Annotated in this window: 25 protein-coding genes; 16 read left to right on the top strand and 9 right to left on the bottom strand. The window is 74.0% G+C overall.

Annotated elements, in window-relative coordinates:
• Positions 1-58: 58 nt before the first annotated feature.
• Complete coding sequence (locus AVW11_RS24695; RefSeq protein ID WP_030844656.1) at positions 59-424, bottom strand: PRC-barrel domain-containing protein; 366 nt, start codon at positions 422-424, stop codon at positions 59-61.
• 182 nt (positions 425-606) lie between these two features.
• On the opposite strand from AVW11_RS24695, the gene AVW11_RS24690 reads away from it, so the two are divergent.
• The 3 genes from AVW11_RS24690 (at position 607) to AVW11_RS24680 (ending at position 2,885) form a co-directional block, all read left to right on the top strand.
• On the top strand, positions 607-1,257 hold the full coding sequence (locus AVW11_RS24690; protein ID WP_030844654.1) for an HAD family hydrolase: 651 nt from the start codon (positions 607-609) through the stop codon (positions 1,255-1,257).
• A 196-nt stretch (positions 1,258-1,453) separates the two neighbouring features.
• Positions 1,454-2,284 (top strand): ammonia-dependent NAD(+) synthetase, encoded by an 831-nt coding sequence (gene nadE, locus AVW11_RS24685; RefSeq protein ID WP_060178653.1) that lies wholly within the window; start codon positions 1,454-1,456, stop codon positions 2,282-2,284.
• Between the two features lie 103 nt (positions 2,285-2,387).
• Entirely contained in the window at positions 2,388-2,885 is a 498-nt protein-coding gene (locus tag AVW11_RS24680) for a YfbM family protein (protein WP_076045973.1), read from the top strand.
• Between the two features lie 106 nt (positions 2,886-2,991).
• On the opposite strand, the gene AVW11_RS24675 is transcribed toward AVW11_RS24680, so the two are convergent.
• Entirely contained in the window at positions 2,992-3,837 is an 846-nt protein-coding gene (locus AVW11_RS24675; protein ID WP_060178753.1) for an IclR family transcriptional regulator, read from the bottom strand.
• An 851-nt stretch (positions 3,838-4,688) separates the two neighbouring features.
• Positions 4,689-5,267 (bottom strand): RNA polymerase sigma factor, encoded by a 579-nt coding sequence (locus AVW11_RS24670; protein WP_220818769.1) that lies wholly within the window; start codon positions 5,265-5,267, stop codon positions 4,689-4,691.
• A gap of 556 nt (positions 5,268-5,823) precedes the next feature.
• On the opposite strand from AVW11_RS24670, the gene AVW11_RS24660 reads away from it, so the two are divergent.
• Both AVW11_RS24660 and AVW11_RS24655 read left to right on the top strand, forming a co-directional pair.
• A complete protein-coding gene (locus AVW11_RS24660) occupies positions 5,824-7,755 on the top strand; it encodes a glycoside hydrolase family 15 protein (RefSeq protein ID WP_076045971.1) in 1,932 nt (643 codons plus the stop codon).
• A gap of 160 nt (positions 7,756-7,915) precedes the next feature.
• Entirely contained in the window at positions 7,916-9,181 is a 1,266-nt protein-coding gene (locus tag AVW11_RS24655) for an FAD-dependent monooxygenase (protein ID WP_076045969.1), read from the top strand.
• Positions 9,182-9,238: 57 nt separating this feature from the next.
• On the opposite strand, the gene AVW11_RS24650 is transcribed toward AVW11_RS24655, so the two are convergent.
• The gene (locus AVW11_RS24650) at positions 9,239-9,877 is read right to left on the bottom strand and encodes a hypothetical protein (protein WP_076045967.1); all 639 of its coding nucleotides are present in this window, start codon (positions 9,875-9,877) and stop codon (positions 9,239-9,241) included.
• 135 nt (positions 9,878-10,012) lie between these two features.
• On the opposite strand from AVW11_RS24650, the gene AVW11_RS24645 reads away from it, so the two are divergent.
• Both AVW11_RS24645 and AVW11_RS24640 read left to right on the top strand, forming a co-directional pair.
• Positions 10,013-10,690 carry a response regulator transcription factor gene (locus AVW11_RS24645; RefSeq protein ID WP_030844637.1) on the top strand — a complete coding sequence of 226 codons (678 nt, stop codon included), beginning with the start codon at positions 10,013-10,015 and terminating at the stop codon, positions 10,688-10,690.
• Positions 10,691-10,775: 85 nt separating this feature from the next.
• Positions 10,776-12,149 (top strand): HAMP domain-containing histidine kinase, encoded by a 1,374-nt coding sequence (locus AVW11_RS24640; protein WP_076045987.1) that lies wholly within the window; start codon positions 10,776-10,778, stop codon positions 12,147-12,149.
• A gap of 272 nt (positions 12,150-12,421) precedes the next feature.
• Here AVW11_RS24640 and AVW11_RS24635 read toward each other — a convergent pair whose 3' ends face one another.
• On the bottom strand, positions 12,422-12,706 hold the full coding sequence (locus tag AVW11_RS24635; protein WP_060178646.1) for a hypothetical protein: 285 nt from the start codon (positions 12,704-12,706) through the stop codon (positions 12,422-12,424).
• A gap of 23 nt (positions 12,707-12,729) precedes the next feature.
• The gene (locus tag AVW11_RS24630; protein ID WP_060178645.1) at positions 12,730-13,629 is read right to left on the bottom strand and encodes a thermonuclease family protein; all 900 of its coding nucleotides are present in this window, start codon (positions 13,627-13,629) and stop codon (positions 12,730-12,732) included.
• Positions 13,630-14,090: 461 nt separating this feature from the next.
• Between AVW11_RS24630 and fusA the strand changes: the two genes are divergently transcribed.
• The 4 genes from fusA to AVW11_RS24610 all read left to right on the top strand — a co-directional run bounded on the left by fusA (position 14,091) and on the right by AVW11_RS24610 (position 18,468).
• Positions 14,091-16,190 carry an elongation factor G gene (gene fusA / locus AVW11_RS24625; protein WP_076045965.1) on the top strand — a complete coding sequence of 700 codons (2,100 nt, stop codon included), beginning with the start codon at positions 14,091-14,093 and terminating at the stop codon, positions 16,188-16,190.
• 175 nt (positions 16,191-16,365) lie between these two features.
• The gene (locus AVW11_RS24620; RefSeq protein WP_076045963.1) at positions 16,366-16,905 is read left to right on the top strand and encodes a heme-binding beta-barrel domain-containing protein; all 540 of its coding nucleotides are present in this window, start codon (positions 16,366-16,368) and stop codon (positions 16,903-16,905) included.
• Between the two features lie 192 nt (positions 16,906-17,097).
• Positions 17,098-17,847 (top strand): polysaccharide deacetylase family protein, encoded by a 750-nt coding sequence (locus tag AVW11_RS24615; RefSeq protein ID WP_076045961.1) that lies wholly within the window; start codon positions 17,098-17,100, stop codon positions 17,845-17,847.
• Between the two features lie 183 nt (positions 17,848-18,030).
• Positions 18,031-18,468, top strand: a complete 438-nt coding sequence (locus AVW11_RS24610; RefSeq protein WP_076045959.1) for a DUF6069 family protein — start codon at positions 18,031-18,033, stop codon at positions 18,466-18,468.
• Here AVW11_RS24610 and AVW11_RS24605 read toward each other — a convergent pair.
• Positions 18,401-19,597, bottom strand: a complete 1,197-nt coding sequence (locus AVW11_RS24605; RefSeq protein ID WP_240528254.1) for a hypothetical protein — start codon at positions 19,595-19,597, stop codon at positions 18,401-18,403. The two genes, AVW11_RS24610 and AVW11_RS24605, sit on opposite strands and share 68 nt — an antisense overlap.
• A gap of 195 nt (positions 19,598-19,792) precedes the next feature.
• Between AVW11_RS24605 and AVW11_RS24600 the strand changes: the two genes are divergently transcribed.
• From AVW11_RS24600 to AVW11_RS24590, 3 genes are read left to right on the top strand one after another with little or no spacing between them, the layout of a single operon-like run.
• Complete coding sequence (locus AVW11_RS24600; protein ID WP_076045985.1) at positions 19,793-20,221, top strand: hypothetical protein; 429 nt, start codon at positions 19,793-19,795, stop codon at positions 20,219-20,221.
• 11 nt (positions 20,222-20,232) lie between these two features.
• Positions 20,233-20,448: a helix-turn-helix transcriptional regulator gene (locus AVW11_RS24595; protein WP_234330977.1), complete on the top strand. Its 216-nt coding sequence runs from the start codon at positions 20,233-20,235 to the stop codon at positions 20,446-20,448.
• Positions 20,445-21,416 carry an NAD(P)-dependent alcohol dehydrogenase gene (locus AVW11_RS24590; protein ID WP_076045957.1) on the top strand — a complete coding sequence of 324 codons (972 nt, stop codon included), beginning with the start codon at positions 20,445-20,447 and terminating at the stop codon, positions 21,414-21,416. The genes AVW11_RS24595 and AVW11_RS24590 overlap by 4 nt, the downstream gene beginning before the upstream one ends.
• 78 nt (positions 21,417-21,494) lie before the next feature.
• Here AVW11_RS24590 and AVW11_RS24585 read toward each other — a convergent pair whose 3' ends face one another.
• Positions 21,495-22,061, bottom strand: coding sequence for a CAP domain-containing protein (locus AVW11_RS24585; protein ID WP_240528253.1), 567 nt, complete (start codon positions 22,059-22,061; stop codon positions 21,495-21,497).
• A 393-nt stretch (positions 22,062-22,454) separates the two neighbouring features.
• Positions 22,455-23,798 (bottom strand): TraB/GumN family protein, encoded by a 1,344-nt coding sequence (locus AVW11_RS24580; protein ID WP_143568893.1) that lies wholly within the window; start codon positions 23,796-23,798, stop codon positions 22,455-22,457.
• Between the two features lie 254 nt (positions 23,799-24,052).
• Here AVW11_RS24580 and AVW11_RS24575 point away from each other — a divergent pair, with 254 nt between their 5' ends.
• Both AVW11_RS24575 and AVW11_RS24570 read left to right on the top strand, forming a co-directional pair.
• Positions 24,053-24,766 carry a DsbA family protein gene (locus tag AVW11_RS24575; protein WP_079250768.1) on the top strand — a complete coding sequence of 238 codons (714 nt, stop codon included), beginning with the start codon at positions 24,053-24,055 and terminating at the stop codon, positions 24,764-24,766.
• Positions 24,767-25,034: 268 nt separating this feature from the next.
• The gene (locus AVW11_RS24570; protein WP_060178636.1) at positions 25,035-25,928 is read left to right on the top strand and encodes a sigma-70 family RNA polymerase sigma factor; all 894 of its coding nucleotides are present in this window, start codon (positions 25,035-25,037) and stop codon (positions 25,926-25,928) included.
• The last annotated feature ends 400 nt before the right edge of the window (positions 25,929-26,328 follow it).

Here is a 26,328-nt window from a genome sequence, read left to right as displayed (position 1 = left end):
GTGGGCCCGAACTCGGCGAGTTCGGGCCCACGGCCTCGAAGCGGTCGGACCCGGCCGGTCAGCGCGGCGGGAGGCCGAACCGGGTGGCGGCGTAGTAGGCGCCCAGTTCCTGGTGGTAGTCCCGGTCCCCGAGGTGCTTGTCCCGGTGGAACTCGGGGGCGTCCTTGATCTGGCCCTTGGTGCGGTCGACGTAGACGGTCTCGGCCTCCGGGTCGATGCTGACGACGGTGCTCGCCGGCAGCAGGACCTCCTTGCCGAAGATCCAGACTCCGGTGTCCACGACCAGGTAGGCGTCACCGACCTCGTCGGAGTGCTTGTCCACCTTGCCGATGCCGCCGTCGGTCGCCTCGACCTTGTAGCCGGTCAGATCGGTGCCGGCCAGGTGGCCCGAGGTCGACCTGTAACTCCACACATGCTCAGTCACGCGGAAACAACTCCTCCGATGAACGGGGGACGGCGGGGATGCCCCTGCCGTCCGTCCTTCTTCGTGTGTCGTGCGCGGGGTGTCCGTTCTCCCCGTGGACTCCGCCTGCCCCGCCGCCGGCACCTCATGCACGCGGACGCAGCCCCTCGGTCCGCGGAGGTCCTGGCACTTATGCTGCGGGAATGATCAGGCCGATTGAACTCGTCATATTCGACTGCGACGGCGTGCTCGTCGACACCGAGCGCATCGCGACGCGCGTTCAGGTCGCGCTGGGGGCGGAGCTGGGGTGGCCGCTCACCGAGGGCGACGTGATCGAGCTGTTCATCGGGCGGTCCAACGCCTCCGTGCGCGAGCAGGTCGCGGCCCGCCTCGGCGGGGCGACGGCAGACGTCTGGGCGAAGCGGTTCGAGCAGCTCCACCGCGAGGCGGTGGACGCCGGCCTGACCCCCGTGGACGGGCTGCCCGAGGCGCTCGACGCGATCGCCCTGCCGACCTGCGTCGCCTCCAGCGGCTCGCACGAGAAGATGCGGCACACCCTGGGCCGCACCGGTCTCTACGACCGCTTCGCGGGCCGCATCCACAGTGCCACGGAGGTGGCCCGCGGCAAGCCGGCCCCGGACCTGTTCCTGTACGCGGCGCAGCGGATGGGCGTCGATCCGGCGGCCTGCGTGGTGGTCGAGGACAGCCGGCCGGGTGTCGAGGCGGCCCGTGCCGCCGGGATGCGGTCCTTGGGCTACGCGGGCGGGATGACCCCGGCCGAGCGGCTCGAAGGCCCGGGGACCCGGGTGTTCCACGACATGCGGGAGCTGCCCGGTCTCATCGCGGCGGGGTGACGCGGGGCCGCGCCGCCCGCCGCCCCGCCGACCGGCCTGCCCCGTCCGCGCGGCAGCCACCTCCGCGGGGCAGCCACGGCCCTCGATCAGGGCTCCGCGGCCTTTCCTCTAGAGTGCTTTCCGGCCCCTCTTCGCATCCGCGGCCCGCCCCGCGGCGCGAACCGACCTGTCCGTGGGGCCCGACCGAGGAGCAATCGTGACCGACCAGGCGTCCATATCGCTGCAGCAGGAGATCGCCCGGGACCTCCAGGTGAGCGCGTCCTTCGACGCCCGGCAGGAGATCGAGCGCCGCGTGGCCTTCCTCGCCGACCGGCTGATCTCGACGGGCCTGCGCTCGCTGGTGCTCGGCATCAGCGGCGGTGTGGACTCCACGACGGCCGGCCGGATGTGCCAGCTCGCGGTCGAGCGGGTGCGGTCCACGGGCCAGGAGGCGACGTTCTTCGCGATGCGGCTGCCGTACGGCGTGCAGGCGGACGAGTCGGACGCGCAGCTGGCGCTGGAGTTCATCCGGCCCGACCAGGTCCTGACCGTCGACGTGAAGGCGTCGAGCGACGCCGCGCTGGAGGCGGTGCTGGCCGGCGGAACGGTCTTCCGCGACGCGCACCACCAGGACTTCGTGCACGGCAACATCAAGGCCCGCCAGCGCATGATCGCCCAGTACGCGGTCGCGGGCGCCCACGCGGGACTCGTGGTGGGCACGGACCACGCGGCCGAGGCGGTGTCGGGCTTCTTCACCAAGTTCGGCGACGGCGCGGCCGATGTGGTTCCGCTCACCGGCCTCACCAAGCGGCGGGTCCGGGCCACGGCGGAGGTGCTGGGCGCGCCGGCCTCGCTGATCTGGAAGACCCCGACCGCCGACCTGGAGACGCTGAAGCCGGGACTGGCCGACGAGGAGGCGCTCGGCGTCACCTACGACGACATCGACGACGTCCTGGAGGGCAAGCCGGTGGACGCGGCCGCCCTCGACATCATCGTCAACCGCTACCGGGCCACCGAGCACAAGCGGCAGCTGCCGATCGCCCCTTGACCGGATCCGGCCGCCGCGGGCTTCCGCGCCGCCGTCGACCACTCCCCCTGAGCGGGCCCCGCTACGGGTATCGATGTCAGTGGCCGCGCGTACGGTGCGGGGCATGAGCATGATCGGGCAGTACCTCCGCCTCACCCCCGCCGAACTCGAACGCGCCTCGCGCGACCCGGACTGGGCGGCCGAGCACGCGCACGACGTGTACGGCCGCGACGACGCGGCGGCCGCCGCGCGGGTGCACGAGACCGACAAGGCCTGGAACGCCTTGGACTTCCTGCTGACCCGTCGCGGTTTTCCGGTGGACGTGGTCTTCGGGGAGGCGGACATGCCCTGGCCGGCGGGTTCCGACTGGGGCTACGGCCCGCCCCGGCTGCTGACCGCGGAGCGGGTGCGCGCCGCCGTGGACGCCCTGGAGGCCCATGCTCCCGACGCACTGGCCGACGGGGTCGCCCCGGCGGATCTGGCCGCGGCGAACGTCTACCCCCAGATCGTCTGGGAGCGGGGCGAGGAGCTGGACTGGGTGGTGTCCCACTGGGCCTGCCTCGCGACGTACCTGCGCGCGGCCGCCCGGGAAGGTGACGCGCTGCTGCTGTGGATCTCCTGACCGGACCGACGGGCCCGACGACCGGGCAGACGGGTCCGACCGGGCTCTCCCCGACACGGGGCCCGGACCCGCCGGTCCGGCCCCCGCGTCGGGCCGCGCATCCTTCCTAGGCGGACGTGGACAGGATGGTGTCCTGCGGCCTGCGGGCCGTGGGCCGGGTGCTGCCGGCGACGATGAGCGCGAGTAAGACGGCGGCCGCTTCGCTCTGCAGGATCCTGGCGGCCTGCTTGAGCCGGCCCGGGTCGGGGACGGGGATGGACAGGGCCACGCATTCCGGGTTGGGGCCGGCGGTGATCGGCACCGCCGCGCACACCGTGCCGAGGGCGTACTCCTGGAGGTCGAGCAGGGGCGTGTTGGGCGGGCGGTCGTCCAACTGCCGGAAGAGGACCGGCCGGCTGGTGAGGGTGTGGGTGGTGAAGGGGGTGAGCCGGTGGCGGGACAGGTGGTCGCGCCGGCCGTCGTGGTCCAGTTGGGCCAGCAGCGCCTTGCCCACCGCGGAGGCGTGGGCCGCGGCGCGGAAGTCGACCCACTCGTCGACCGCGGGTGCGGCCGGCCCGTCCGCGTACTGGGTGATGGCGACCTCGCCGTCGGTGTAGCGGGCGACGTAGACGGCGGCGCCGACCGCGTCCCGCACCCAGGCCAGGGTCTCGCGCAGGTGCCCGCGGCCCTCCGTACGGTCCGTCCCGCTCAGCGGGAGGGCGTGGCCGGCGACGTAGGCGTCCGGTCCGATCGGCGTGACCAGGTCGGCCCGGATCAGCTGCTCCACGGCCCGGGCGAGGACCAGTTGCGGCAGCTTGGTCTCCCGGGCGATCTGTGTCAGGTTCACACCGCCCGAGTGGCGGTTGACGACTTCGAGGGCGCGCAGCGCCCGGTGAACTGATTCCAGCGCCGCGGGGGCCGTCCGTCCCGCGGGGGACGTCCGGGCCGCATGGGTCGATTGCGGCTGCTTCAGCGCTTCGAGTGCCCACCCGTTCGCCTGCTCCGTGAGGTGCAGGGGGTTGAGCCGGGCGTTCTGTGCGACGGCCACGGCGACCTGCGGGCCGGGGGTGACGACCTCCCCGAGGTCGGGGTGCTCCTTGCGGGGGCGCGCCATGAGCGCCTGCCGCAGTCGTGCCGGAAGCCGCAGCGGCGGCCTGGAGGACCCGCCCGGCCCGCCCGTCAGGGAAGAGAGGTCCTGGGTGGTGATGGGCGGGGACGTCCAGATGACGGAGGCTTCGAGGGCCTCTTCGAGGTCGTGCGGGATCTGCGGCAGGGGCGGCAGGTGTTCGTCGGGGGGCAGGATGTGGGCCTGGCGTTTCCAGTACCGGGCGGTCGTGACCTCGGCGCGCGACAGGTGGTGGAGGTAGAGGCAGCGGGCCGCGGTCTGCGAGCCCGCGCCGGCCGCGTACTGGAACCAGAACTGCGCGTCCTCCGTCCGGTCGGCGAGGTGGAGCAGGCACCCGAAGAGCAGCGCCGAGTCCATGCCGTGGGGCCAGGAGTCGACCGCCAGGGCGAGTTCGGCGAAGTCCCGGCTCTCCACGAGGCACCAGGTCAGGTCGTCGAGGCCGCGGGCGGCCCGCACATGGCAGGCGGCGTCGAGGACCAGCTCGTCGGTCTCGGCCGGCGCGGCCCGTCCGTGTGCGGCCGCGCCGGCCGCGGCCGTTCCGGTCGCCGCGCGGGCGCGGTCCGCGGCGATCCGGCGGGCGATGCGGCGCCGGGCCGCGCCCTCGTCGTATCCGGCGTACTCCTCCGCGAGCACCGTCGCGTCCGCCAGGGACGCGTCCAGTTCACACAGCGGCATGTCGCGGTGGCGTGGCATGTCGCTCACTGGTCCTTCTCCTCTCCGGGGATCCAGTCCACCCCGAGTTTGCGGGACAGGGTTCGGCGTGCGCCGCGGATGTGCGATCGGACGGTGGCGGGGGAGATCCCCATCATCCGGGCGACCGTGTCGCAGTCGTTGCCCAGCAGGAAGGCGAGCAGCACCACGTCGTACTGCCGCTCGGACAGGCCCGCGATCGCCGCGTACAGTCCGAGTTTCGACTCCAGCAGCTCCAGCCGTTCCCGGGAGGAGCGGCGCAGCGCGGCGAACCAGGCCGTCTCGACCATGGCCACCTGCCGGCCCAGTACCGCAAGCCGCCGCTCGACGTGCTCGCGCAGCACGGCCCAGGCGAATCCGTGCAGGCTCGCCTCCTTCAGCGCCTGGCGCCACACCTTCAGCAGGAAGGTGAACACGTCGTCGACGACTTCCTCGGCGTCCTTGGGATTTCCCAGCTGAAGGTGGGCGTAGCGCAGATAGGCACGGTGCTGCTGGGAGTGGAAAGCCGTGAACTCCACCGGCAGCACGCCGGCCAGTTCACTGGAGACCGCACGGTCTCCTGATGGGTCGAATTCTCCTTCGTTCATACGCTCCCCCACAGCTGTTCATCGCCGCCCCTCGGGGTGGCGGGGACCTGACGGTGGCGGGCCTTGGGGACGGTTGGTCGGCGGCCGGCGGACGCCTTGCCGGCTTCTCTCTCCGCCCCGGGGCCCGGCAGGCGCATGCGCGCCCGGAACACATCGATGACGACCGCGCCGACCACGGTGGTGACTAACAGAGCGAGGGCGAGCGTCTCGGCGACATTCACGTCGGAGCGAACCTTCCAGGTGGAGTGTGCGTAACCGGCCGCCTGCCCCCGCACCAGCGGCCGCGGAGCGCCGGGCGCTCCCAATCACCACCCCATCGGAAAACGAGCCCGATCGTGCAAGCCGGTCCTCGGAAATCCCGGAAACGAAGCGCATTCGCTTCTGCGCGCGCCCCTGTCACCCCGCGCACGCCCCCGATCGGATGGCGCCGTGACCCGATCCGGTGGGACACGTGCGGACTCCCCCCGCACCGGGGCCCGTTGCCTGCATGGTGGGTCCGGCACGCGGCGCCGGGCACTTCCGCCCGCGCCCGTCGAGGAGGAAGGGCCCCATCCGCATGGCGTTTGCGAGGACCGTACTGCCCGCCACCCTGCTCTCGCTCGCCCTGACCGGTGTTCCGGCCGCCGCTCCCGCCGCGCTGCCCGCGTCGGACGCCGCCGCGTCGGCCGCCGCGCCGTACGACGGGCAGGTGCGCCACGAGAGCGCGCTGTTCAGTGTGAAGGCCCCCGGCAACGCCGCCGCTCAGGAGTTCACGGTGGAGGGCACCCGGCTGTCCCGGGTGAGCGTCTGGCTGGGCAGCGCGGCGGCGACGGGGACGGTGACCGCCCAGGTGCGCCGGGTCCGCTCGGACGCGGGTTCGACGATCGCCTCGGCCACCGCGGACCTCGCCGCCCTCGGCGGTGCCGGGGCCGGCTGGGTGGAGTTCCCGCTCGGGGATGCCGAGGTCACCGCGGGCGGCACCTACCACCTGTTCGTCCAGGCCACGACCGCGGAGGCCGGACCGGTCGCCTGGTACGGCACGCGGCAGGCCGTGCCCGGCTCACTCACCAGCTGGAACTACGACCGGGCGTACTGGGGCGGCTGGCACGCCGACGACTCCGCCCGCCTGGCCTTCCACGTCAACCCCGCCGGCGGCAGGCGGTGCGGGGAGACCGAACCGTGCTACGTGCCCTCCTCCGCGCTCGCGGCCCGTACCGCGGGCCTGCTGACCAACGGGGTGGCCACCGAGGCGGTCCTTCCGTCCTTCGCCGTCGCAGCCTCGTACGTGGACGGGAGCAATGTGCTCCGGCTGCCCTCCGGCCGCTGGCGGTACCTGCCCGCAGGCGCCGCGGAGTCGGCCGTGGTCGAGGCGGGCGACGCGGGTGCGCTGGCGCAGGTCGAGGAGAGCCGCGCCTGGCTGGCCGGGGGCCGGGTGCCGGGGTCCGGCGCTGAGCAGCGGGCCGCCGTACAGCGCGCCCTGCTGTCGATGCGGGCGCTGCTGAAGCCCAACGGCGCCTTCGCTGCGGGGTGGTCGCCGCCGTGGGAGTACTCCTGGCCCCGGGACGGCGCGTTCGCCGCGGCCGCGTTCGCGGTGACGGGGCACGACGAGGAGGCGTACCGGATCCTGGAGTACGACGCGCGCACCCAGCGGGCCGACGGGACCTGGGAGGCCCGTACGAAGCTGGACGGCAGCGGACCGCCCGACGGGCGGAAGTGGCAGCTGGACGGCAACGGATGGGTGCCGTGGGCGACGTGGCAGTGGTACCGGGCCGCGCCGGCCGCGGGACGGGAGGAACGGCTGCGCGGGCTCTACCCGATGGTCCGGGCGGCGGCCGACTTCGCCGCACGCTCGCTCGGCCCGGACGGGCTGCCTCCGGCCTCCCCCGACTACTGGGAGCTGGACACCTCGACCGCGAACATCGGTACCGCCGCTCCCCTGCTGGCCGGGCTGAACGCCTCGGCGGATCTGGCCGCCCGGCTGGGCGCGGACGGGGACGCGGAGCGCTGGGCGGCCGCGTCCAGGCGGCTGTCCGCCGGGATCGCCGCCGCCTTCGCCCCGTTGGGCTACCAGCGCACGGTCGACGGCGAGCACGGCCGGGACAGCGCGGTGGCGTTCATGGCGCCCCCGTTCAACACCGCACCGCCCGGGCTCGGGGAGGCACTGGACTCCACCCACCGGGCGCTGCTGCTGCCCAACGGCGGCCTCTCCCCCGGCAACGACCCCGACTTCAGCTGGGGTTCGTACGCCTGGACCGCCAGCACCTCCTTCTTCGCCCTGGCCTGGGCCGGCACGGGTGAGCGGGCTAAGGCGGGCCGGGTCCTCGACTGGGTGCTGTCCAAGCGCAACGGGCTCGGCGAACTCCCCGAAACGGTGAACGGGGCCGGGCTGCCGTCCTCCGTCGCCCCCCTGGGCTGGACGGACGCGCTGGTGGTGCTCACCGCGGCGGCCCTGCAGGGATCTCCGCAGCCCACTCCTCCGGCGCCCGAGCCGGCGCCCGCGGGCCGGTGAACGCTCGGGTCATGGCGCGGCGGGGGAGGCAAGGACGTGGCCGGGCCACGGACGACCCCGCGAGTCCCCGGTGCGGGGCGCGCACGGTGCCGTCCGGAGCCGACGGCAGACGGCAGACGGCAGCAACAGGCGGCAGACAACAGGTGGTCGGGAGGCGGTTGTGCGGGGCGGAACGGTCGCGGTGATCGGCGGGAGCATCGCAGGTTGCGCGGTCGCCACGGCGGTGTCGCGGGCGGGCGCCGGGCAGGTGACGGTCCTGGAGCGGACGGGCGGCCGGCTGGAGGACCGGGGTGTGGGGCTGTGCGTGCACGACGAGCGGGCCGTCGAACTCCGCGCGAGCGGCGCCCTGCCGGCGGGGATCGCCGCGCATCCCCTCCAACGGCGCCGCTGGGTGGTCCGGGACGACGCCGAGGGGGCGGACGGACGGCTGATCTGGCAGCAGCCGTTCCCCTTCCATTCCTATCACTGGGGGCTTCTGTGGCGCGGACTGCGGGAGTCCGTGCCCGACACGGTCCGCTACCGGCAGGGCGAGACGGTGACGGCCGTCGAGCCCGCCCCGATCGGAACCGGAACCGGAACCGGGGCCGGGGCCGGGGCCGGAGCCGGGGAGGGCGCCCGGGTGCGGCTCGCGGGGGGATCGGTGGAGCACTACGACCTGGTCGTCGGCGCGGACGGCTACCGGTCGGTGGTGCGCGCGGCGCTCAGCCCGGACTCCCGGCCGCACTACGCCGGATACGTGTGCTGGCGCGGCAACGTCGACGCGGCGCGCCTCGGCGAACTCCGCGGCCTCGGTGACCCGGTGCCCGACGCGGTGACCACCGTCTGCTTCCCGGGCGGCAGCTGCGTCGTCTACCGCATCCCCGGTCCCGGCGGCCCCCGGGTGAACTGGGTGCTCTACGCCGCTCCCCCGCGCGACGGACGGCTGCGGCTCGACGACCCCACCAGCTTCCCGCCGGGCGCGCTGCCCCCCGCACTGGCCGAGCACCTCGACGCGCTGCTGGAGCGGGAGTTCCCGCCGTACTGGCGGCGGGCGCTCGCGCTGACGGACCGGGCGGACACCTTCGTCCAGCCGATCTACGACCTGGAGGCGGCCCGCACCGCCGGCGGGCGTCTGCTGCTCACCGGGGACGCCGCCGGCGTGGTGCGCCCGCACAACACGAGCGGCGCCGCCAAGGCCCTCCAGGACGCCACCGCCCTCGCGGACGGCTGGCGCCGCTCGGGATCCTTCGAGGAACTGCTGGACGGCTACCACCGGGCGCGCGGGGCCGCCGGCCGGGAACTGGTCGCGCTGGCCCGCCGGCTGGGCCGGGCCCAGGTGGAGCGGACCCCGGCCTGGGCGGCCATGGACCGCGACGGGATGGCCGCCTGGTGGCAGGGCCAGCTCGACGGGGCCCCCGGGATCGGGGGCCGCGCGATGGCGCCGTAGGCCGTGCGGCGGCCCCGCCGTCCAGGGCGTCCAGCCGTCCGCCGTTCCGTCCAGCCGCTAGCCGCCGAGGCGGGTGTTGCCGGTGATCGTGCCGTCCGAGCCGGACAGCGTGACCGCGTGCCGGACGCCGTCGGGGCCGAGGACCACGGCCAGCCAGGCACCGCCACCGCCTTCCTGGGCGACCGCCCGCAGGCTCTCCACCTTCCCGCCCGGCACGGCCGCGGCGGCCTTGCCGGCCGCGTCGGCGATCGGCAGGGAGGGCAGCGGCGCGGGCGCCCGGCCGCCCTTGCCGGGACCGCCGTGCCGCTCGGACCGGCCCGGGACCCCGGGCAGCTCGGGGGCTTCGGGGTGGCCGAACCGCTCGCCCGCAGAAGGGCCTTCCTCACCACCGGGTGCCTTCCGTGCGCGCTCGTCGTCGGGCGCCCCGCCCTGCGGTCCCCGCTTGAACCCGCCCCCGTGGCCGGGCTCGAAGCGGATCGTGTGCGGCCCCCGGTCCGCCCGCTCGTGGTGGTGGTGCTCGGCCACGGCGACCGCCGCGACCCCACCGCCCACGACCACCACGACGGCGCCCGCCGCCGCCCAGCGGGCGGGCTTGCCGCGGGGCACCAGCCGGGACAGCGCCACGCGCTTGCGGGCACCGGTCTGCGGCGCGTTCTCGGGCAGCCGCTCGGACGGCGGCGGCACGGATTCAGACATACGGCTACTCCTCCGGACAGCCGGACGCACTGCCCGGCTCGCCCCAGAGCATGCCGAGAGGATGCTGAAGCCCAGCTGAAGCCGCCTGAAGACCTCTTCAGCCGGGCGTCCCTCGGGCCTGCGATCCTGTTCGGCATGCGCGTACTGGTGGTGGAGGACGAACGGCGGCTCGCCGTGGCCCTGCAGCGGGGTCTGCAGTCCGAGGGGTTCTCGGTGGACGTGGCCCACGACGGGCCCCAGGGCCTGTGGATGGCGACCGAGCACGACTACGACCTGATCGTCCTCGACATCATGCTCCCCGGGCTGAACGGCTACCGGGTCTGCGCGAAGCTGCGCGCGGCCGGCAACGAGGCGGGAATCCTGATGCTCACCGCCAAGGACGGCGAGTACGACGAAGCGGAAGCCCTGGACACCGGGGCCGACGACTTCCTCTCCAAGCCGTTCTCCTACCTCGTGCTGGTCGCACGGCTGCGCGCCCTCGGCCGGCGGACGGGCGGCCGGCGCCCGCAGGTGATGCGGTTCGGCGACCTCCTCATCGACCCGGCACGGCACACGTGCTCCCGCGGCGGTACGGAGGTCCGGCTGACCGCCAGGGAGTTCGCGATACTCGAATACCTGGGCCGGCGGTCCGGGGAGGTGGTCTCCAAGCGGGACATCCTGGAACAGGTGTGGGACACCGCCTTCGACGGCGACCCCAACGTCGTGGAGGTCCACGTCAGCGCGGTCCGCCGCAAGGTCGACGCTCCCTTCGGCCGGGCCGCGCTGGAGACCGTACGGGGAGCCGGGTACCGGCTGGCGGCCGACGGTGGCTGAAGCGGCGGCAATCTCCCGCCTCCGCGGGCGCGCGGGCGATTGCCTGCGCTCGCTCCGGGCCGCCGCCCTCGGCCGGTGGCCGGTCCTGCGCCGGATGTGGCCCACCACGGTCCGGGCCCGGGCCACCGTTGGCGCGGGCCTGGTGGTGGCCGCTGCCCTGGCGCTCGCCTCCTTCGCCCTGCTCGGGCTGCTGGAGGCCAACCTGCTGCGCAACGCGGAGAACGACGCCCGGCGGCAGGCCGAGACCGTGGCGCAGCTCGCCTCGACCGGGAGGCTCGGCCGGGCCCGTCCGCCGGGCCGGGCGGTCGAGTTCGTGCAGGTGGTGAGCGCCGACGGGCGGGTCCTGTACTCCAGTCCGAACCTCATCGGCGTGCCCGCCTTGCCGCCGGCGCCGCCCGAGGCGCCCGGGACCCGGATGCACACCTGGCGGGTCCGCCCGGTCGACGGCGATCACCGGCAGCGGGTCGTGCAGGTCGTCACGCAGACGCCGGACGGCCCGGCCACCGTGTACGCCGGTGCCTCGCTGCGGGACGCGGACGCGGCCGACGACACCACCACGGCCGCGCTCGTGATCGGCATGCCGCTGCTATGGGCCACCGTCGTCCTGGTGACCTGGCGGGTCACCGGGCACGCGCTGCGGCCGGTGGAGGCGATCCGCGCCGAGGTCGCCGAGATCTCCGACCGGGACCTGCACCGCCGGGTGCCGGTCCCCGCCACCCGCGACGAGGTCGCCCGGCTGGCCGAGACCATGAACGCCACGCTGGACCGGCTGGAGGCGTCCGGCATCCGCCAGCGGCAGTTCATCGCCGACGCCTCCCACGAACTGCGCAGTCCCATCACCGTGCTGCGCACGCAGCTGGAGGTGGCGCTGGCCGTCCGGGACCCCGAGCTGTGGCCGGAACTGATCGGTGGCGCCCTGGAGGACATCGAGCGGCTGCAGCGCCTCGCGGCGGACCTGCTGCTGCTCGCCCGTATCGACGCGGCCCAGCCGGTGCCGGCCGTACCGCTCGACCTGGGCGCCCTGGTCCGCGAGGTGCTGGAGGCCCGCCTCGGCGACCGGGTGCCCGTACGGGCGGACCTCGCGGCGGACGTCGAGGTCACCGCCGGCGCCCTGTGGCTCGGGCGTGTCGTCACCAACCTCGTCGACAACGCGCAGCGGTACGCCGTCCACGGCGTGGACGTCACGTTGCGGACGGCGGGCGGCAGCGGCGCGGCGCGGCGCACCGCCGTGCTGGAGGTCGTCGACGACGGGCCGGGGATCCCCGGGGCCGACCGGGAGCGGGTCTTCGAACGGTTCACACGGCTGGACGACTCGCGCAGCCGCGACCACGGCGGAGCCGGCCTGGGCCTCGCCATAGCGCGTGACCTGAGTACGCACCACGGCGGAACGCTGACGGCCGAGGACTGCGCGAGCGGCGCCCGACTGGTCCTCAGACTGCCGCTGACACCGCGGTCCTGACACGGCGGTCCTGACACGGCGGTCCTGGCACGGCGGTCCTGACGGGGCAGGGCACGGCGGGCAGGCTCCGACGGGCCTGGCCGATCCGACCGGCCGGGCCGCCGGGTTCAGCGGGTATGGCGGTGTCGGCCGTGCTGGTGCGGGTGGTCGGTCGTCAGCAGGACAAGGGCGAGGCCGAGGGGCAGCAGGACGAGCAGAAGAAGGGTCATACGGCGCTTGTGCCCCGCCTGCCGCCGTCGACACGGCCGACCCGCCGAACGGCGGGCGGGCCGCTACCCGGCGGCCAGCACCTGGCCGGCCGTCACCTGGGGCGGGTGGGGCAGAAGCGACGCGAGGTTCTCCCGGACGAAGTCCGCCGCTCTCCTGACCGACTCGTCGGCCCCCGCCCGGTCCTCGAAGACGCTGGTGGAGACCATCACCCCGTCCCCGGCGTCGACCCAGTAGTAGGCCACGAACCCCGGGACCTGGCGCAGGAGCGCCACGAAACCCTCGTCCACCAGCCGTCCCGCCTCGGCGGGATCGGTCACCCCTTCGTAGCGCCGGATCACCGCGTACATGGTGGGTCTCCTCAGTCGTCGGGTCACTTGTCCAGGAAGAGGAGCTCGTCGCTGGAACGGGTCATCCGCAGCGTCTTGCCGTCCTCGCTGATCTCGATCAGCCTGTGCAGTCCGGTCTTGGTCCTGCCGTCCGGCAGGAAGCGGTACTCGTCGGCGGCTCCGGCGAGGTAGGCGGAGAAGCCGGCGAGCGAGGTGACGCCCGATCCGGAGTCCAGGTAGTCCTTCAGCCGGCGGAACAGCTTGGGCAGGATCACCACGCCCGTGGCGTCGTCCGTGATCGACCCGATGCCGTCGATCAACGCCCCGCCGAGGGTCTTGTCCTCGGCCCACACCCCCTTGGGCGGCACGGAGGCACGTGCCTCCCGGGCGGCGTCCCTGAGGACGTCGCGCAGATGGCCGGGCAGGCCCGGATAGAACATCGGATAGGCCAGACCGTCCTCGACCAGACGGTAGTTGACGCTCCTCTTCAGCAGATCCTCGTCGACCGAGACCTCGTAGCCGCTGTACACGGGCGGGCGGACGCCGGCGTCGAAGGCCAGCGCGACGCAGCGGCCATAGGCGTCGGCGCCACTGGTGAGGATGAATCCGGGCACCTGCACGGGGACGGTGGTCACCGTCTCGTTCTCGTGACGGTCGATGCTCGTGAATCCGAGGTGCTTCAGCGTCGCGTCGGCGGCCTGGTGTCCGAGCCGTCTCGGCTGGTGGCGTTCCGGACCGTAGCCCGTCTTCCTGTAGTGCGTCTCCAGTGCGTCCACGCCCTCCAGGCGGATGGGGGCGCGGCCGTCCGCCTTGGGCACCACCCTGGCGCGGCCGCCCACGAGCTTCCAGTCCGCCACGTCGTCCGGGACGAACGGGAGGGTGTCGCCGTCCGGTTCGGCACCGCCGTCCACCCGGAACGACCCCTTGATCAGCAGCATGGGCATGGCGACTCCCGAGAACGAGACGGACTGTCACTTTCCGTGACGCATCATCACTCACGGTACACGGTGTGGGCGGAAAATGCGGTGCCCCGCCCCGGTCGGCTCCCTAGACTCGCCGTACGCGCTGCCGACACGGCCCTGCGCGCCTCATGCCGAGTCCGAAGAGAAGGGGAGCAGCGCCATGTGCACCTACCGCACCGCCGCCTTCGCTCCCCCGTCCCGGTACGACGTGATCCCGGTGTCTCGTGACGCCCGGTGCCGGCTGCGCGGCCGTCACCGTATGCCCGTGACGCACCTTTAGGTCCCGTCCCCCCAGCCCGCCGTTGCGTACGCCACCGCCTGCCCGGACCCGCTCCGGCTTCGGGCGGGCCGGCCGTCCGCGGCCGGCCTGTCGCGGGTGACGGGGCTGTCGTCAGGGAATTCGCGCCGCCCTCTTCATCTCCTCATTCGAAAGGCCTCGGGCCATGCGCGCCAACGGACGCCCCCTCACCACCACTTCCCCCACCGCTGTCCGCAATCTGGGCATCCTCGCCCACGTCGACGCCGGCAAGACCACGATCACCGAACGGATCCTGTTCGCGACCGGCGCCATCCACAAGCGGGGCGAGGTGCACCACGGCACGACCGTCACCGACTACGACCCGCAGGAACGCGACCGCGGCATCACCATCTTCGCCGCGGCCGTGAGCTGCACCTGGAGCGGGCACCACGTCAACCTGATCGACACCCCCGGACACGTCGACTTCTCCGACGAGGTGGAACGCTCGCTGCGGGTGCTCGACGGAGCCGTCGCCGTGTTCGACGCCGTCGCCGGGGTCGAGCCGCAGAGCGAGAGCGTGTGGCGGCAGGCGGACCGGCACGGTGTGCCGCGCATCGCGTTCGTCAACAAGCTGGACCGGGCGGGCGCCGACCTCGACACCGCCGTCGCGTCGATCCGGCGGCGACTGGGCGTCGTACCCCTGGTGGTGCAGCTGCCCATCGGCCGGGAGGACTCCTTCACCGGTGTCGTCGACCTCGTCGCCATGCGCGCGCTGCGCTGGCGGGCCGACTCCGCCGGCTTCGAGTCGGGGCCGGTGCCCGAACCACTGCGGGAGGAAGCCGGTGAACGGCGCAGGCTGCTCGAGGAGACCGTGGCGGAGCTCCACGCCGAGGCCTTGGAGGAGTTCTGCGCGGATTCCCGACTGCGCGACGGGACCCTGGCCCGGGCCCTGCGGGAGCTGACGCTGCGCGGGGACGGCGTCGTGGTGCTGTGCGGCTCGGCGTACCGCAACCGCGGGATCGAACCGCTGCTCGACGCGGTCGTCGCGTACCTGCCGGCGCCCACCGACATGCCGCCGGTACGCGGTGCGGCAAACGGCGCGGAGGCGGACGGCGCGGAGCAGGAGCGCGCACCCGACCCGGCGGAGCCGTTCACGGCCCTCGCCTTCAAGGTGACGGCCACGGCGACGGGCCGCCTCACCTACCTGCGGGTCTACGCGGGCACCCTGCGCAAGGGCGCGGCGGTACTGGACGCTGCCACGGGCCGTACGGAGCGGGTGGGCCGGATCCTGCGGGTCCAGGCCGACCGGCACGAGGACAGGCAGGAGGCGGTCGCCGGTGACATCGTCGCCGTGATCGGGCTCAAGTCCGCCCGGGCGGGCACGACCCTGTGCGCGCCCGGGGCGCCTGTGGTGCTCGAACCGCCCACGGTGGCCGAGCCGGTGGTGTCGGTGGCCGTCGAGGCCGCCCGCACCGCCGACACCGGCCGGCTGTCGACGGCGCTGGCGCGGCTCGCGGAGGAGGACCCCTCGCTGGTCGTGCGCTCCGACGCGGAAACCGGGCAGACCGTGCTGTCGGGGCTGGGCGAGCTGCACCTGGAGGTGGCGGTGGAGAAGATCCGCCGCGGCCACGGGGTGGAGGTCGTCGTGGGCCGGCCGCAGGTCTCGTACCGGGAGACCGTCGTGCGCGGCGTGACCGGTCTGGTCCACCGGCATGTCAAACAGGACGGCGGCGCGGGCCAGTTCGCGCACGTCGTGCTGGACGTGGAGCCGGTGGACGAGCCGGTCTTCGAGTTCCGCTCGACGGTCGTCGGCGGCCGGGTGCCGCAGGAGTACGCCCGCGCGGTGGAAGCTGGCTGCCGCGACGCCCTCGCCGAGGGCCCGCTCGGCGGGTACCCGGTCACCGGGCTGCGCGTCACGCTCACCGACGGGGCGACCCACTCCAAGGACTCCTCGGAGATGGCGTTCCGGGCGGCGGGCCGGTTCGGGCTGCGCGAAGCGCTGCGGCTGAGCACGGTGGAACTGCTGGAGCCGGTCGTGGAGGTCACCGTGAGCGTCCCGGAGGCCGGTGTCGGGGGCGTCCTGGGTGACCTCGCGGCCCGCCGGGGCCGGGTCTCGGGCCGGCAGGCCGAGGCCGGCACCGCCGTGATCACGGCGGCCGTGCCGCTGGCCGAGCTGTTCGGGTACGCGTCCCGGCTGCGCGGCCGCACCCAGGGTCGGGGCGTCTTCACCACCAGGCCGGCCGGCCTGGCGCCGGTACCGGCCTCGGTGGCGGCCTCGGTGACGGGTGGTCCGCCGGCCCGGTGACCTGCGGCTGCCGGCGCCCGCGCCCCGCCCCCTGCTTCGGCGGGGGGCGGGGCGCGGGCGGGCGCGGTCCGGCACGGGCGGGGGCACAGGAACGCCCCGGTGCACCGCCTATGCTGCGGATTCGGTCGGTTCGGTTCGGTTCCGGCGGGGTCACGCGCAGACAGGCAGGGTGAACATGTTCGAGCCGGTACAGGAGAATCCTTACCCCGACAGCCACGTCCTCGGCGAGGGGCCGGATCCGCATCCGCTGCTGGCGCCCGTGCTGCCGCTGCTGGGTCGCTGGTACGGCCGCGGCCGGGGCGAGTACCCGACGCTGGAGAAGGACTTCCGCTACGAGCAGGAGGTCGCCTTCAGCCATGACGGCCGCCCCTTCCTGCGCTACGAGGCGCGGGCGTGGCTGATCGACGAAGCCGGCGCGCCGGTCCGGCCTGCGGGACGCGAGGCCGGGTGGTGGCGGGTGACGCCCGACGCCTCGCTGGAGGTCGTACTCGCCCATCCCACCGGCATCGTCGAGACGTACGTAGGGCGGGCGTCCGGTGCGCAGTTCGTGATCGAGACGCAGGACGTGTCGCTCACGCCGCTGGCCAAGGAGGTGACCGGCACACGCCGCCGGTACACCGTCGAGGACGGGGAGATGACGGTCGTCCACGACATGGCCGCGGTGGGCCGGCCCCTCCAGCACCACCTGACGACGCACCTGCGGCGGCGTCCCTGAACGGTCGGCCTCCGGCCCCTCAGGCCGGGGCTCGGCGGACCCTGGTGGCGCGCCCTGATCCGGCTGCACCGGCCGGGCCCCCGGCCGCTTCACCCGGCTGCGCGGCACGGGCTGCGGCCGCTCCGCCGCGCGCCGCCGCATAGTCGTGGCAGGCCGGCGCCCACCCGCGGTGCCGTGCCGGAGGGAGCGATCGTGGTGGACAGGGGACGACGCGCCGCGCTGGCGGCGCTGCTCGCCGCAGGGCTCGTACCGTGCACCGCCGCCCGTGCCGCGCACGGCGCGGCCCCCCGCTCCGGACCGCGCCCCCCGGCCTCGCTCATGGGCGGTGAGATCCGCCGGCTGCCCACGTCCCGCAAGGTCGTCGCACTCACCTTCAACGCCGCGTGGGACGAGGCCGGGATCGACACCGTCCTGGCGGAGCTGCGGCGGCGCAGGCTGCCCGCCACCTTCTTCCCGACGGGCGCCTTCGCCGACGCCAACCCGGCGGCGGTGCGTTCCATCGGCGCCGCGCACGGCCTGGGCAACCACTCGTACGGCCACCCCTTCTTCGACGGGCTCAGCACCGCCCAGCGGGCGGATGAGGTGCGCCGCGCCGACGCGGCGATCCGGACGGCCTCGGGCACGGAGCCGCTTCCCTTCTTCCGGTTCCCCTACAGCTCCACCACCGTCGACTCGGTCGCCGACGTCAACGACCTGGGATACGCGGCGATCGAGTTCACCGCCGACACCAACGGCTACCTCGGCCCGCAGGGCGGCATGAGCGCGGAGGCGGCGGCCGAGCGGGCCATCGACGCCCTGACACCGGGAGCGATCATCCAGATGCACGTGGGCAGCAACGGCGACGGCATCGTCCTCGACGCCGAGGCCCTCCCGCTGATCGTCGACGCCGCCGAGGCCGAGGGCTACACCTTCGTCGACCTGCGCGACTTCCTCCTCGCCTAGTGCTGTGGCCCGCGGGCCGGCGCCCCCGGCCGGCGGACGGGGCACGAGGCCGGGCAGGCACTGCTGCGCGGACCCCTTCGAAGCGAGAGGGCTTGACCTCAAGCGAGGTTCAGGTCGGAGGCTTCTGCGTATGCCGCGGCCGAACCGCAGCCCGGCACTTCACACGTCGTTGGGGGAACTCTCATGTCGAGCACCGCAGTTCACAACCCGGTCCGCCAGTCCGGCTTCGGCTGGTGGAAGGTGCTGGCCGCCGGCGCGGTCGGAGCGGCCGTGGTCAACCTGATCGTCTTCGCCGTCGCCGGGCTGGCCGGTGCCTCGCTCGTCGTCGTCGATGCCGGGGAAGAACACCCGATCACGGTCGGGGGCGTCATCGGGTCGTCCGTCGTGCCGCTGCTCGTGGGGCTGGGCTCCGCCCTCCTGTTGGCCCTGTGGAAGCCGGTCTTCCTGCGGATCGCGCAGTACGCGGGCAGCGGGCTGGCCCTCCTGTCGGTCGCCGGCCCGCTGTCGGCCGACGCCGACGGCGGCACCGTCGCGGCCCTGTCCCTCATGCACCTCACCCTCGGCGTGGCGGTCTTCGCCACCCTGCACCTCCACCGCCGCCACCGCCGCCAAGACCGCTGACGCCACTGGACGGAGCCGGCGCGGGCGTGGTGCTGCGTAGGTCGTCGAGGATCTCGCGCAGCCACGGTCGACGGACGTCCGGCAGCCGGACCAGGGTGCGCCGGAAGATGTCCGGGTCGGCTCGGAACAGGTGGCGGGGGCGTGGCGCGGGCGGGTCGAAGTCGTCGCGGAGGACGCCGTCGGGCAGCCGGCCCGCCAGGGGGACGGGAGGGTCGGCTGCCGGGAAGGCGAGCCACAGCCATACCCCGAACGGCAGCGGCACAGGGTACGCCGCCGGGTCGTCCGGAGCCCAGGCCTCCCCGGTCCGCGGATGGAGCGGTACGAGGAGGATGTCGGCCGTTCCGACGGGAACGGGTCGTCCCGGGCCGGCCAGGACCGCCCGCCGTGCCGGCGGGCCGGTCGGCAGCAGGGCGTCCAGCGCCCGCTGGAACACCTCCGCGGCCAGGCCGTCCGGGACCGTCACGGGCCGGCCCTGCGACGCGGCCGGCAGGTGGGCGAGGGCCTGGCCTGCCGCCGCCTCCCACTGGGGGCTCCACGACCACCGGTAGTGGGACCAGTGGCCCGCTCCCAGGCGCGACCCCCACGCGGCGATCGGCTCGAACGGGGGCCTGCCGCTGCCCTCCGCCACCAGCTCCGCCCAGGAGAGCGGCACGCTGTCGGTGCCGTCGACGCGGAGGCGGCGTACGGCTGTCGGGGCGAGCCACAGGGCCTGCCAGCGCGAGCAGTCGTCGATCCGGCTCGCCACGGGCAGGGCACACGCCGCGCACGCCACGTTGGGGCCGGCCGCCCCGTCGAGGCCGCAGCAGTGGCCGCCGCCGCGATGGCCCGGAATCAGTACGGTGCCTCGGGCGTCGCCGGGAGCGATGACGGTCGCGCCGGGCGCGCCGTCGGACAGGGCGTGGACCGGGGCGTGGACACCACGGGCGGCCGCCTCGTCCGGCGAGACCTCCGCCCACGTGCGCCACGGCGGCCCCCAGGGCTCCGGTTCCACGGCGAACGTGCCCGACTCCATGAGCACCGGGAGCTGGGTGCCGTTCCCGTACTCCTGATGGGCGTGGGCCGGCAGGGCCACCTGGGACAGCGGGATGGTCAGCTCCGCCCCGCACCCCGCGCACACGAAAACGAACAACCGACCTCCACCGGGGAATCAGAGCATCATCGCAGCCCGGGCGGGGCGGGCCAACACGTTTCCGGCGCCGCCGCGCGCGGCCGAGGCGCGTCGGCGCTCGGGACGGAACAGCTCGGCTATGTATGGAATTCTTGACATCGTGTCGCGCATCCTTGACATTGAGGATGTCGGGTTTTCTTTACATGGGGAGTGGCCGTGGCAGTCGAGGAGAAACGCGCGTGGATCATGATCGTGGTCACGGCCGCGTCGTACGGGGCCTACCTGGCCATCGTCCTCGGGCGGCCGGGCAGCGGGCCACTCGCCGAAGCGCCGTACGTGGCCGCCCTGCTGTGGACCGTCGGCGCGTCCGTCGTCGCGTCGATCGCGCTGCACCTCACCGTCGCGCTCCTCACCCCCGAGGAGGACAGGGTCAGGGATCAGCGCGACCGGGAGATCCACCGCTTCGGCGAGTACGTCGGACAGTCGTTCGTCGTGATGGGCGGCGTGGCCGCGCTCGTGCTGGCGATGGCCGACGCGGACCAGTTCTGGATCGCCAACGCCGTCTACCTGGCCTTCGTGTTGTCGGCGCTGCTCGGCTCCACCGCGAAGATCGTCGCCTACCGGCTGGGGTTCCAGCCGTGGTGAGGCCGACGCTGGTGACCAACAGGATCCGGGCGCTGCGCTTCGCCCACGGCGAGATGACCCAGGCCGAGCTGGCCCGCCGGATCGGCGTGACCCGGCAGACCGTCATCGCCATCGAACAGGGCCGGTATTCGCCCTCCCTGGAGAAGGCGTTCCAGATCGCCCGCGTGTTCGCGGTACCGCTCGACGCGGTGTTCCAGTATTCCGAGAACGAGGGAGACCCGTCGTGAAGGCCATCGTCCAGGATGTGTACGGACCGCCCGAGGTCCTGCGGCTCGACGAGACGCCACGCCCGGTCCCGGGCCGCGGCCGGGTGCTCGTGCGGGTCCACGCCGCAGCCGTCGACCAGGGGGTCTGGCACCTGATGGCGGGCATGCCGTACGCGGTGCGCGCCGCCATCGGCCTGCGGGCGCCCCGGACCCGGGTGCGGGGTATGGACCTCGCCGGGCGGGTGGAGGCCGTCGGCCCGGGCGTGACCCGCTTCCGGCCCGGCGACGAGGTGTACGGCAGCGGTGAGGGGTCGTTCGCCGAGTACGCGTGCGCCAAGGAGAGCGCCCTCGCGCCGAAGCCGCGCAACCTCGGCTTCGAGCAGGCCGCCGCCGTGCCCGTGTCCGGGTGCAGCGCTCTCAAGGCCCTGCGGGAGACCGGCCGGATCAGGCCCGGCCAGTCGGTCCTGGTGCTCGGTGCCTCCGGGGGCGTGGGCTCCTTCGCCGTGCAGCTGGCCAAGGCGTTCGGGGCGCACGTCACCGGCGTGTGCAGCGCCGCGAAGGCCGACTTCGTCCGGTCCCTGGGCGCGGACGAGGTCCTCGACTACGCGGTCGAGGACCCCACCGACGGCAGCCGCCGCTACGATCTCGTCCTCGACATCGCGGGCAACCGCCCCCTCACCCGCCTGCGCGGCGCGCTGACTGCGCGCGGGACCCTCGTCATCGTCGGCGGGGAGGGCGGAGGCCGCTGGCTCGGCGGAAACGAACGCCCCCTGGGGGCGCTGCTCCTGTCGCCCTTCGTGTCCCACCGGCTCCGCCCGCTCGCGTCCGTGGTGCGCGCCGGCGACCTCGAGGCCCTCACGGAACTCCTGGAGGCGGGCTCGATCTCCCCCGCCGTCCACCGCAGTTACCCGCTGGCGGAGGTTGCGGACGCCATCCGCGACATGAGGGCGGGCCGGGTTCGCGGCAAGGCCGTGATCCGCGTCCTGTAGGCGGGCCCGTTCACCGCGGCCGCGGGGGGTGCCGCGGCCGCGGTACGCCGAGGCCGCGGGGGGCCGCGGTAGCGGGGTTCACTGCTGGCAGCGCCCGAAGGTCACCACGTAGGTTCCGGCCTGGCTCGCGCCGGCCCCGGCCCGGTCGGCCGCACCCGGCTGGGCCCAGGCGCCGATCTCACGCATCGACGGGTCGAGGATGATCTGGCGGTGCCCCCAGGTGCTGACGTTCATCCACCAGTTGACCGCGGCGTTCGGGGTCCCGGAACCGCCCCAGCCCGTGTACGTGATCTCGGCAACCGCCCATGACCTGGGGTTCGGGCAGTAGCCCGCGGCCTTGATCCGGCTCTGCGGTGTCGAACCGGTCTGCGGATTGGTGTGCGAGTCCTTGCCCGGTCCCCACCACTTCAGCTGCACCGCGGCGACCGCGTGCTGCTGCGCCGCGGTCGTCAGTGCCTGGTTCGTGGTGAGGGCGGGCAGCCCCCGCTGCGTGCGCTGGTTGTTGATGAGGCACACCAGAGCGTTCCGTGAGGCGGTGTCGTTGCTGCCGCTCGGCGCGCGGGCGGCAGCCGCGGCGTCGCATGTGACCGCCGTCGCCGGTGCCGCCGATACGGGCACCACCACGGCGGACAGGACTCCGGCCAACGCGAGGCTCCGGGCGGTTCGGGTGAATGATGCGTGCCTGCTCAAGGAGGTCCACCTCCCGCGAACACGAACTGTGGTTTCCGGCGGTGGAGGGGCCAGGTCGCGCGATGGCGGCACCTGGCTCGGTCCGCCGCTACGGCTTCTCCTCCAGGCTGACAGCCGACGGGCGGCCCCGCCAGCCGGGCCCGCCGGGCTGGGCGCAGGGCCTGCGCCGCAGTGCTCCGAACCGGACGTGCCGAAGGGCCGCGCGGCGACGTACCAGCAGGCGGCGGGCAGGGGGATCGTGTACCCGGTCCCCTCCCGGCAGCCGGCAATGCCCTTGCACCGCACCGGAATTCGCCCGGGGGTGGCCCCGGCCGCCCGGGCGCCACCGTCCGCTGACGGCGGGGGCCGTCAGGAGTTGGGCAGGCGGCGCAGGCGGTCGTCGTCCTGGAAGCCGACCGCCGGGATGCCCAGCAGGTCGTCCACGCCGGGGAAGCCCTCTCCCGCCTGGAACTGCGCCCCGTGCACCGACGCGTTCTGCGGGGGCCCCGCGTACATGCCGGTGTGCGCGCTGCCCAGCTCCATGAGGTAGCCGCCCGTCCCGGACGGACGGCGCCGGTCGTCGGTGACGACCTGGGCGGCGTAGGTGTTCATGGCCGCGACGCGTTCGTAGAGGGCGGTCGCCGACATCGTGGGACGGCGGGCCGGTCGGCCGTCCAGGCCCTTGACCCGGATGTGGTGCGTCCTGGCGGCCTCCAACACCGCTCCCAGCCCGGTCGCGCCCAGGTTCATGCTGCTGTCGTAGCGGGAGACGAACGCCTCCAGCTCGGGACTCATGGTCCCGCCGTCGAGATATGCGTCGACGTGCGCCTGGTATCCGTCGTCCCGGATGCTCTCCAGGTAGAGGGTGCCCACGCCGGCGGCCTGGATCTGCTCCATGTGCGTACACAGGAACTGCCAGATGCGGGCCCCGGAGTGGGTGCCGCCGATGGCGACGCCCTCGAACTGCTCCAACAGGGCGCGCAGGTCGCCCATCGCGTCCTGGGAGTCGGCGCCGGCCAGGGCGTCGTCGACGGCACGATGGCGCTCCTGCCGCTGCTCGGGAGTCTCCGTGTACGCGTCACGGGTGGCCCGGGCGTCTCGGCCGAGTTGCGCGTCGCGTGCGTCCTGGCTGTTCCAGTGCCCGCGCGTCCGCGGGTCGGCTCGGCCGATGCCCGCCAGTACCTCGTTGCGTCCGGCCGTCGCGGGAACGTCCGACGCCAGCCTGCGGACGTTGCCCAGGTTGTAGTGCAGCAGCGGATCGGTCTCCTGGAGCGTCTGCGGATCCGCGTCGACGGCCAGGCGCTCCTTGTTCGCGGCGTCCCGGGTGCCCTGCGGCAGGCTCTGCCATTCGGCGGCCGTCAGCGCGTTCGGCGTGCGGTCGCGCGCGCGGGAGTTGCGCGGCCCCCGCACCCGCATCGCGGGGCCCGGCGGGTGCCCGTGCAGTTCGTCGTGCTGCATGCGCTGGACCACGGGAGCGGGACCCTGCGGCTCCGCCGTGCCCCGGGCGGGGGGCGCGTGCCCGCAGTCCGCGGTGTGGGTGTGCCGCTGCGCCTCGACGATGCGGGACACCACCGCGTTCCCGGCGACACGCTGGAGTTGGAGCAGCGACTCGGCGGCCGCCGCGCCGCCGGGACGAGGCGGCCGCTCGGCCTTTGCGGCACCCGGGCGCTGCGGCCCTCTCCGCTGCTCGTCACCGGATTGCTGGGCCCGCATGCGACATCCCCTCTGCGACATGGACCAGGAGCGTCCACGGTCACCGCTCCCCCTGTCCCGGCGGCACGGCCGGACGGGCAGGTGCGGGTGCAGGGGTCCTGCCCTTCACGCACGGCCCGGGACGTCCGTTCGGATACTCGTCCGGCGTGAGGAGGGGGCGGGCCGGCACGGTCTGCAGGGCCCGTGGAAACCCGGTGCGCGGTCGGGGCCGGGAGCGCGTAAAGTCTCCCTGTTGATCAGGGGGAAGGACATTGATGCAGGTCAGAACCAGACGTGGGTTCCTCGGTGCGGCCGCGGCGATGGCCGTGGCATCGTCGGTCGGTGCGTGCGAGGCCGGGCGGGGCGGCGGATCGCGGGGCGAGGACCCGCTCGACGTGCCGGCGGGTGCGGACCTGCCCCCGGCACGGGAGTCCCTGGCCGCGGACGGCACCACGATCGTGATCGGCAACCCGTCCGCTCCCCTCTCCGTACGCGTCTACGAGGACCTGAGCTGCCCGGCCTGCGCCGACTTCGAACTGGACGGCAACGGCCCCTACCTGAAGCAGGCGGCCCGGAACGACGCGCTGCAACTGCAGTTCACCCTGGGGTCCTTCCTCGGCCCGGGGTCGAAGTTCGCCGCGAACGCGTTGCGCGCCGCCGTGGACCACAACAAGTTCACCGAGTACCACGAGGTGCTGTACCGCCACCAGGCGAAGGTGCGCAAGGTCGGCGGGTTCACCCGGGACCGGCTGCTGGCCATGGCCGTCAAGGTGCCGGGGCTGCGCGGCCCGGAGTTCGATGCGGCCGTGCTGGAGACGAAGCACCACGCGTTCGTGGCGGCGGCGGACGAGGCGATGCGCGCGTCGCCGGCCGAGGGGACGCCCACCATGGCGGTCAACGGCGCCCTGGTCCCGACGGACAGCCGCGGCCTCTACGAGGACCGCGACCGCCTCTACCGCCACCTCCGCAAGGCGGCGGCCCGATCGTAGGGCGTCGCTCCCTGATCTCGTAGGTCGCGCCGACACGCGGTCACGGCGAGGTGCGACCGGCCGGCGGCCGGCTGCACGAAGCCGCGAGCGGCCGAGGCCGCGTCCCTCGTCGCACCGCACCGCACCGCACCGCACCGCCGGAGCGATCTCCTCCACGCCTGCCACCGCCCGCGGGTGCGGGGCGCCAACCCCTGTTCGGGCGACGTCCGTCGCAGGGCCGTCTATCGTCCGATTCCGGAACTGGCCTTCTGACACGGGGATGTGACGGGTGAACGGGAAAGAGTTGCTGGCGCGGCGGTTCGAGGAGCACCGGACCCACCTGCGGGCCGTGGCCTACCGGATGCTGGGCTCGCTCAGCGAGGCGGAGGACGCCGTCCAGGAGGCGTGGCTCAAGCTGAGCCGCTCCGACGCCGACGCGGTGGAGAACCTGGGCGGTTGGCTGACCACCGTGGTGGGGCGGGTGTGCCTGGACATGCTGCGCTCGCGCACGACCCGGCGCGAGGATCCGCTGCACGACCGGGACGGGCAGGTCAGGCTTCCCGACCCGGTCGTCGGCCGGGCGGACGGCATCGACCCGGAGCAGGAGGTCCTCCTGGCCGACTCCGTGGGCTTCGCCCTGATGGTGGTCCTGGAGACGCTCGCACCCGCCGAACGCCTGGCCTTCGTCCTGCACGACCTGTTCGCGGTGCCGTTCGACGAGATCGCCCCGGTCCTCGGGCGCAGCGCGGCCGCGACCCGGCAGCTCGCCAGCCGCGGCCGCCGCCGGGTGCAGGGCGTCGTGCCCCCTGAGGATCCGGACCCGGCCCGGCTGCGCGCGGTCGTCGACGCCTTCCTCGCCGCCTCGCGCGGCGGGGACTTCGAGGCCCTCGTCGACGTCCTCGACCCCGAGGTCGTGGCCCGCTCGGACGGCGGGACGCTGCGTCCCTCGCTGGTGCGGCGCGGCGCCTCCGAGGTCGCCGCGCAGGCGATCACCTTCGCCCGCTTCGCCGAGGCCGCGCGTCCGGCGCTGGTCAACGGGCTGCCCGGCGTCGTCGCGTTCGCGGAGGGCCGGCCGATGTCGGTCATGGCGTTCACCGTCCGGGACGGCAGGATCATCGCCCTCGACATCCTCACCGACCCCGATCGCCTCGCCCGCATCGATCCGAGCGTCTTCGACGGCTGATCGGCCGCCCGCCGCTTTTCCCCCCCGCCCCGCCGTCCCGCCTGCGTGCGAGGCGGCGGGGCGGCTCGGCTCCGGCCGGGTCGCCGGACGGGCCTGCGGCGGCAACTGGCGGGCTCCGTACGGGAACCGACGGGCCGACGGGTGGGAGCGGGGCGCCGGCCCTTACCGCTCGTGACGAAGGGAATTCGCGAGGTAGTAATTAGGTGAATTCCTGACTGAATTCCCGTCAACAAGCTTCCACATCATATCTCGATTTGATAACAACCCGGCCGGAAAGGACTGGACCTTTCGCGTGCAACGCGCGTAACTCGCTTGTTTTTACGGCAAGTTGAGTGTTCGTCAAATTATGCCGACAGGTAACGGAATGATTTCTCGGTCGGCGCCCCCGTTTGTCCGAATT

It is taken from the genome of Streptomyces amritsarensis, from assembly GCF_001953875.1.
Lineage (GTDB): Bacteria > Actinomycetota > Actinomycetes > Streptomycetales > Streptomycetaceae > Streptomyces > Streptomyces amritsarensis.
Note: the sequence above shows the minus strand (reverse complement) of the source record. Positions and strands in the feature narration are given on the sequence as shown.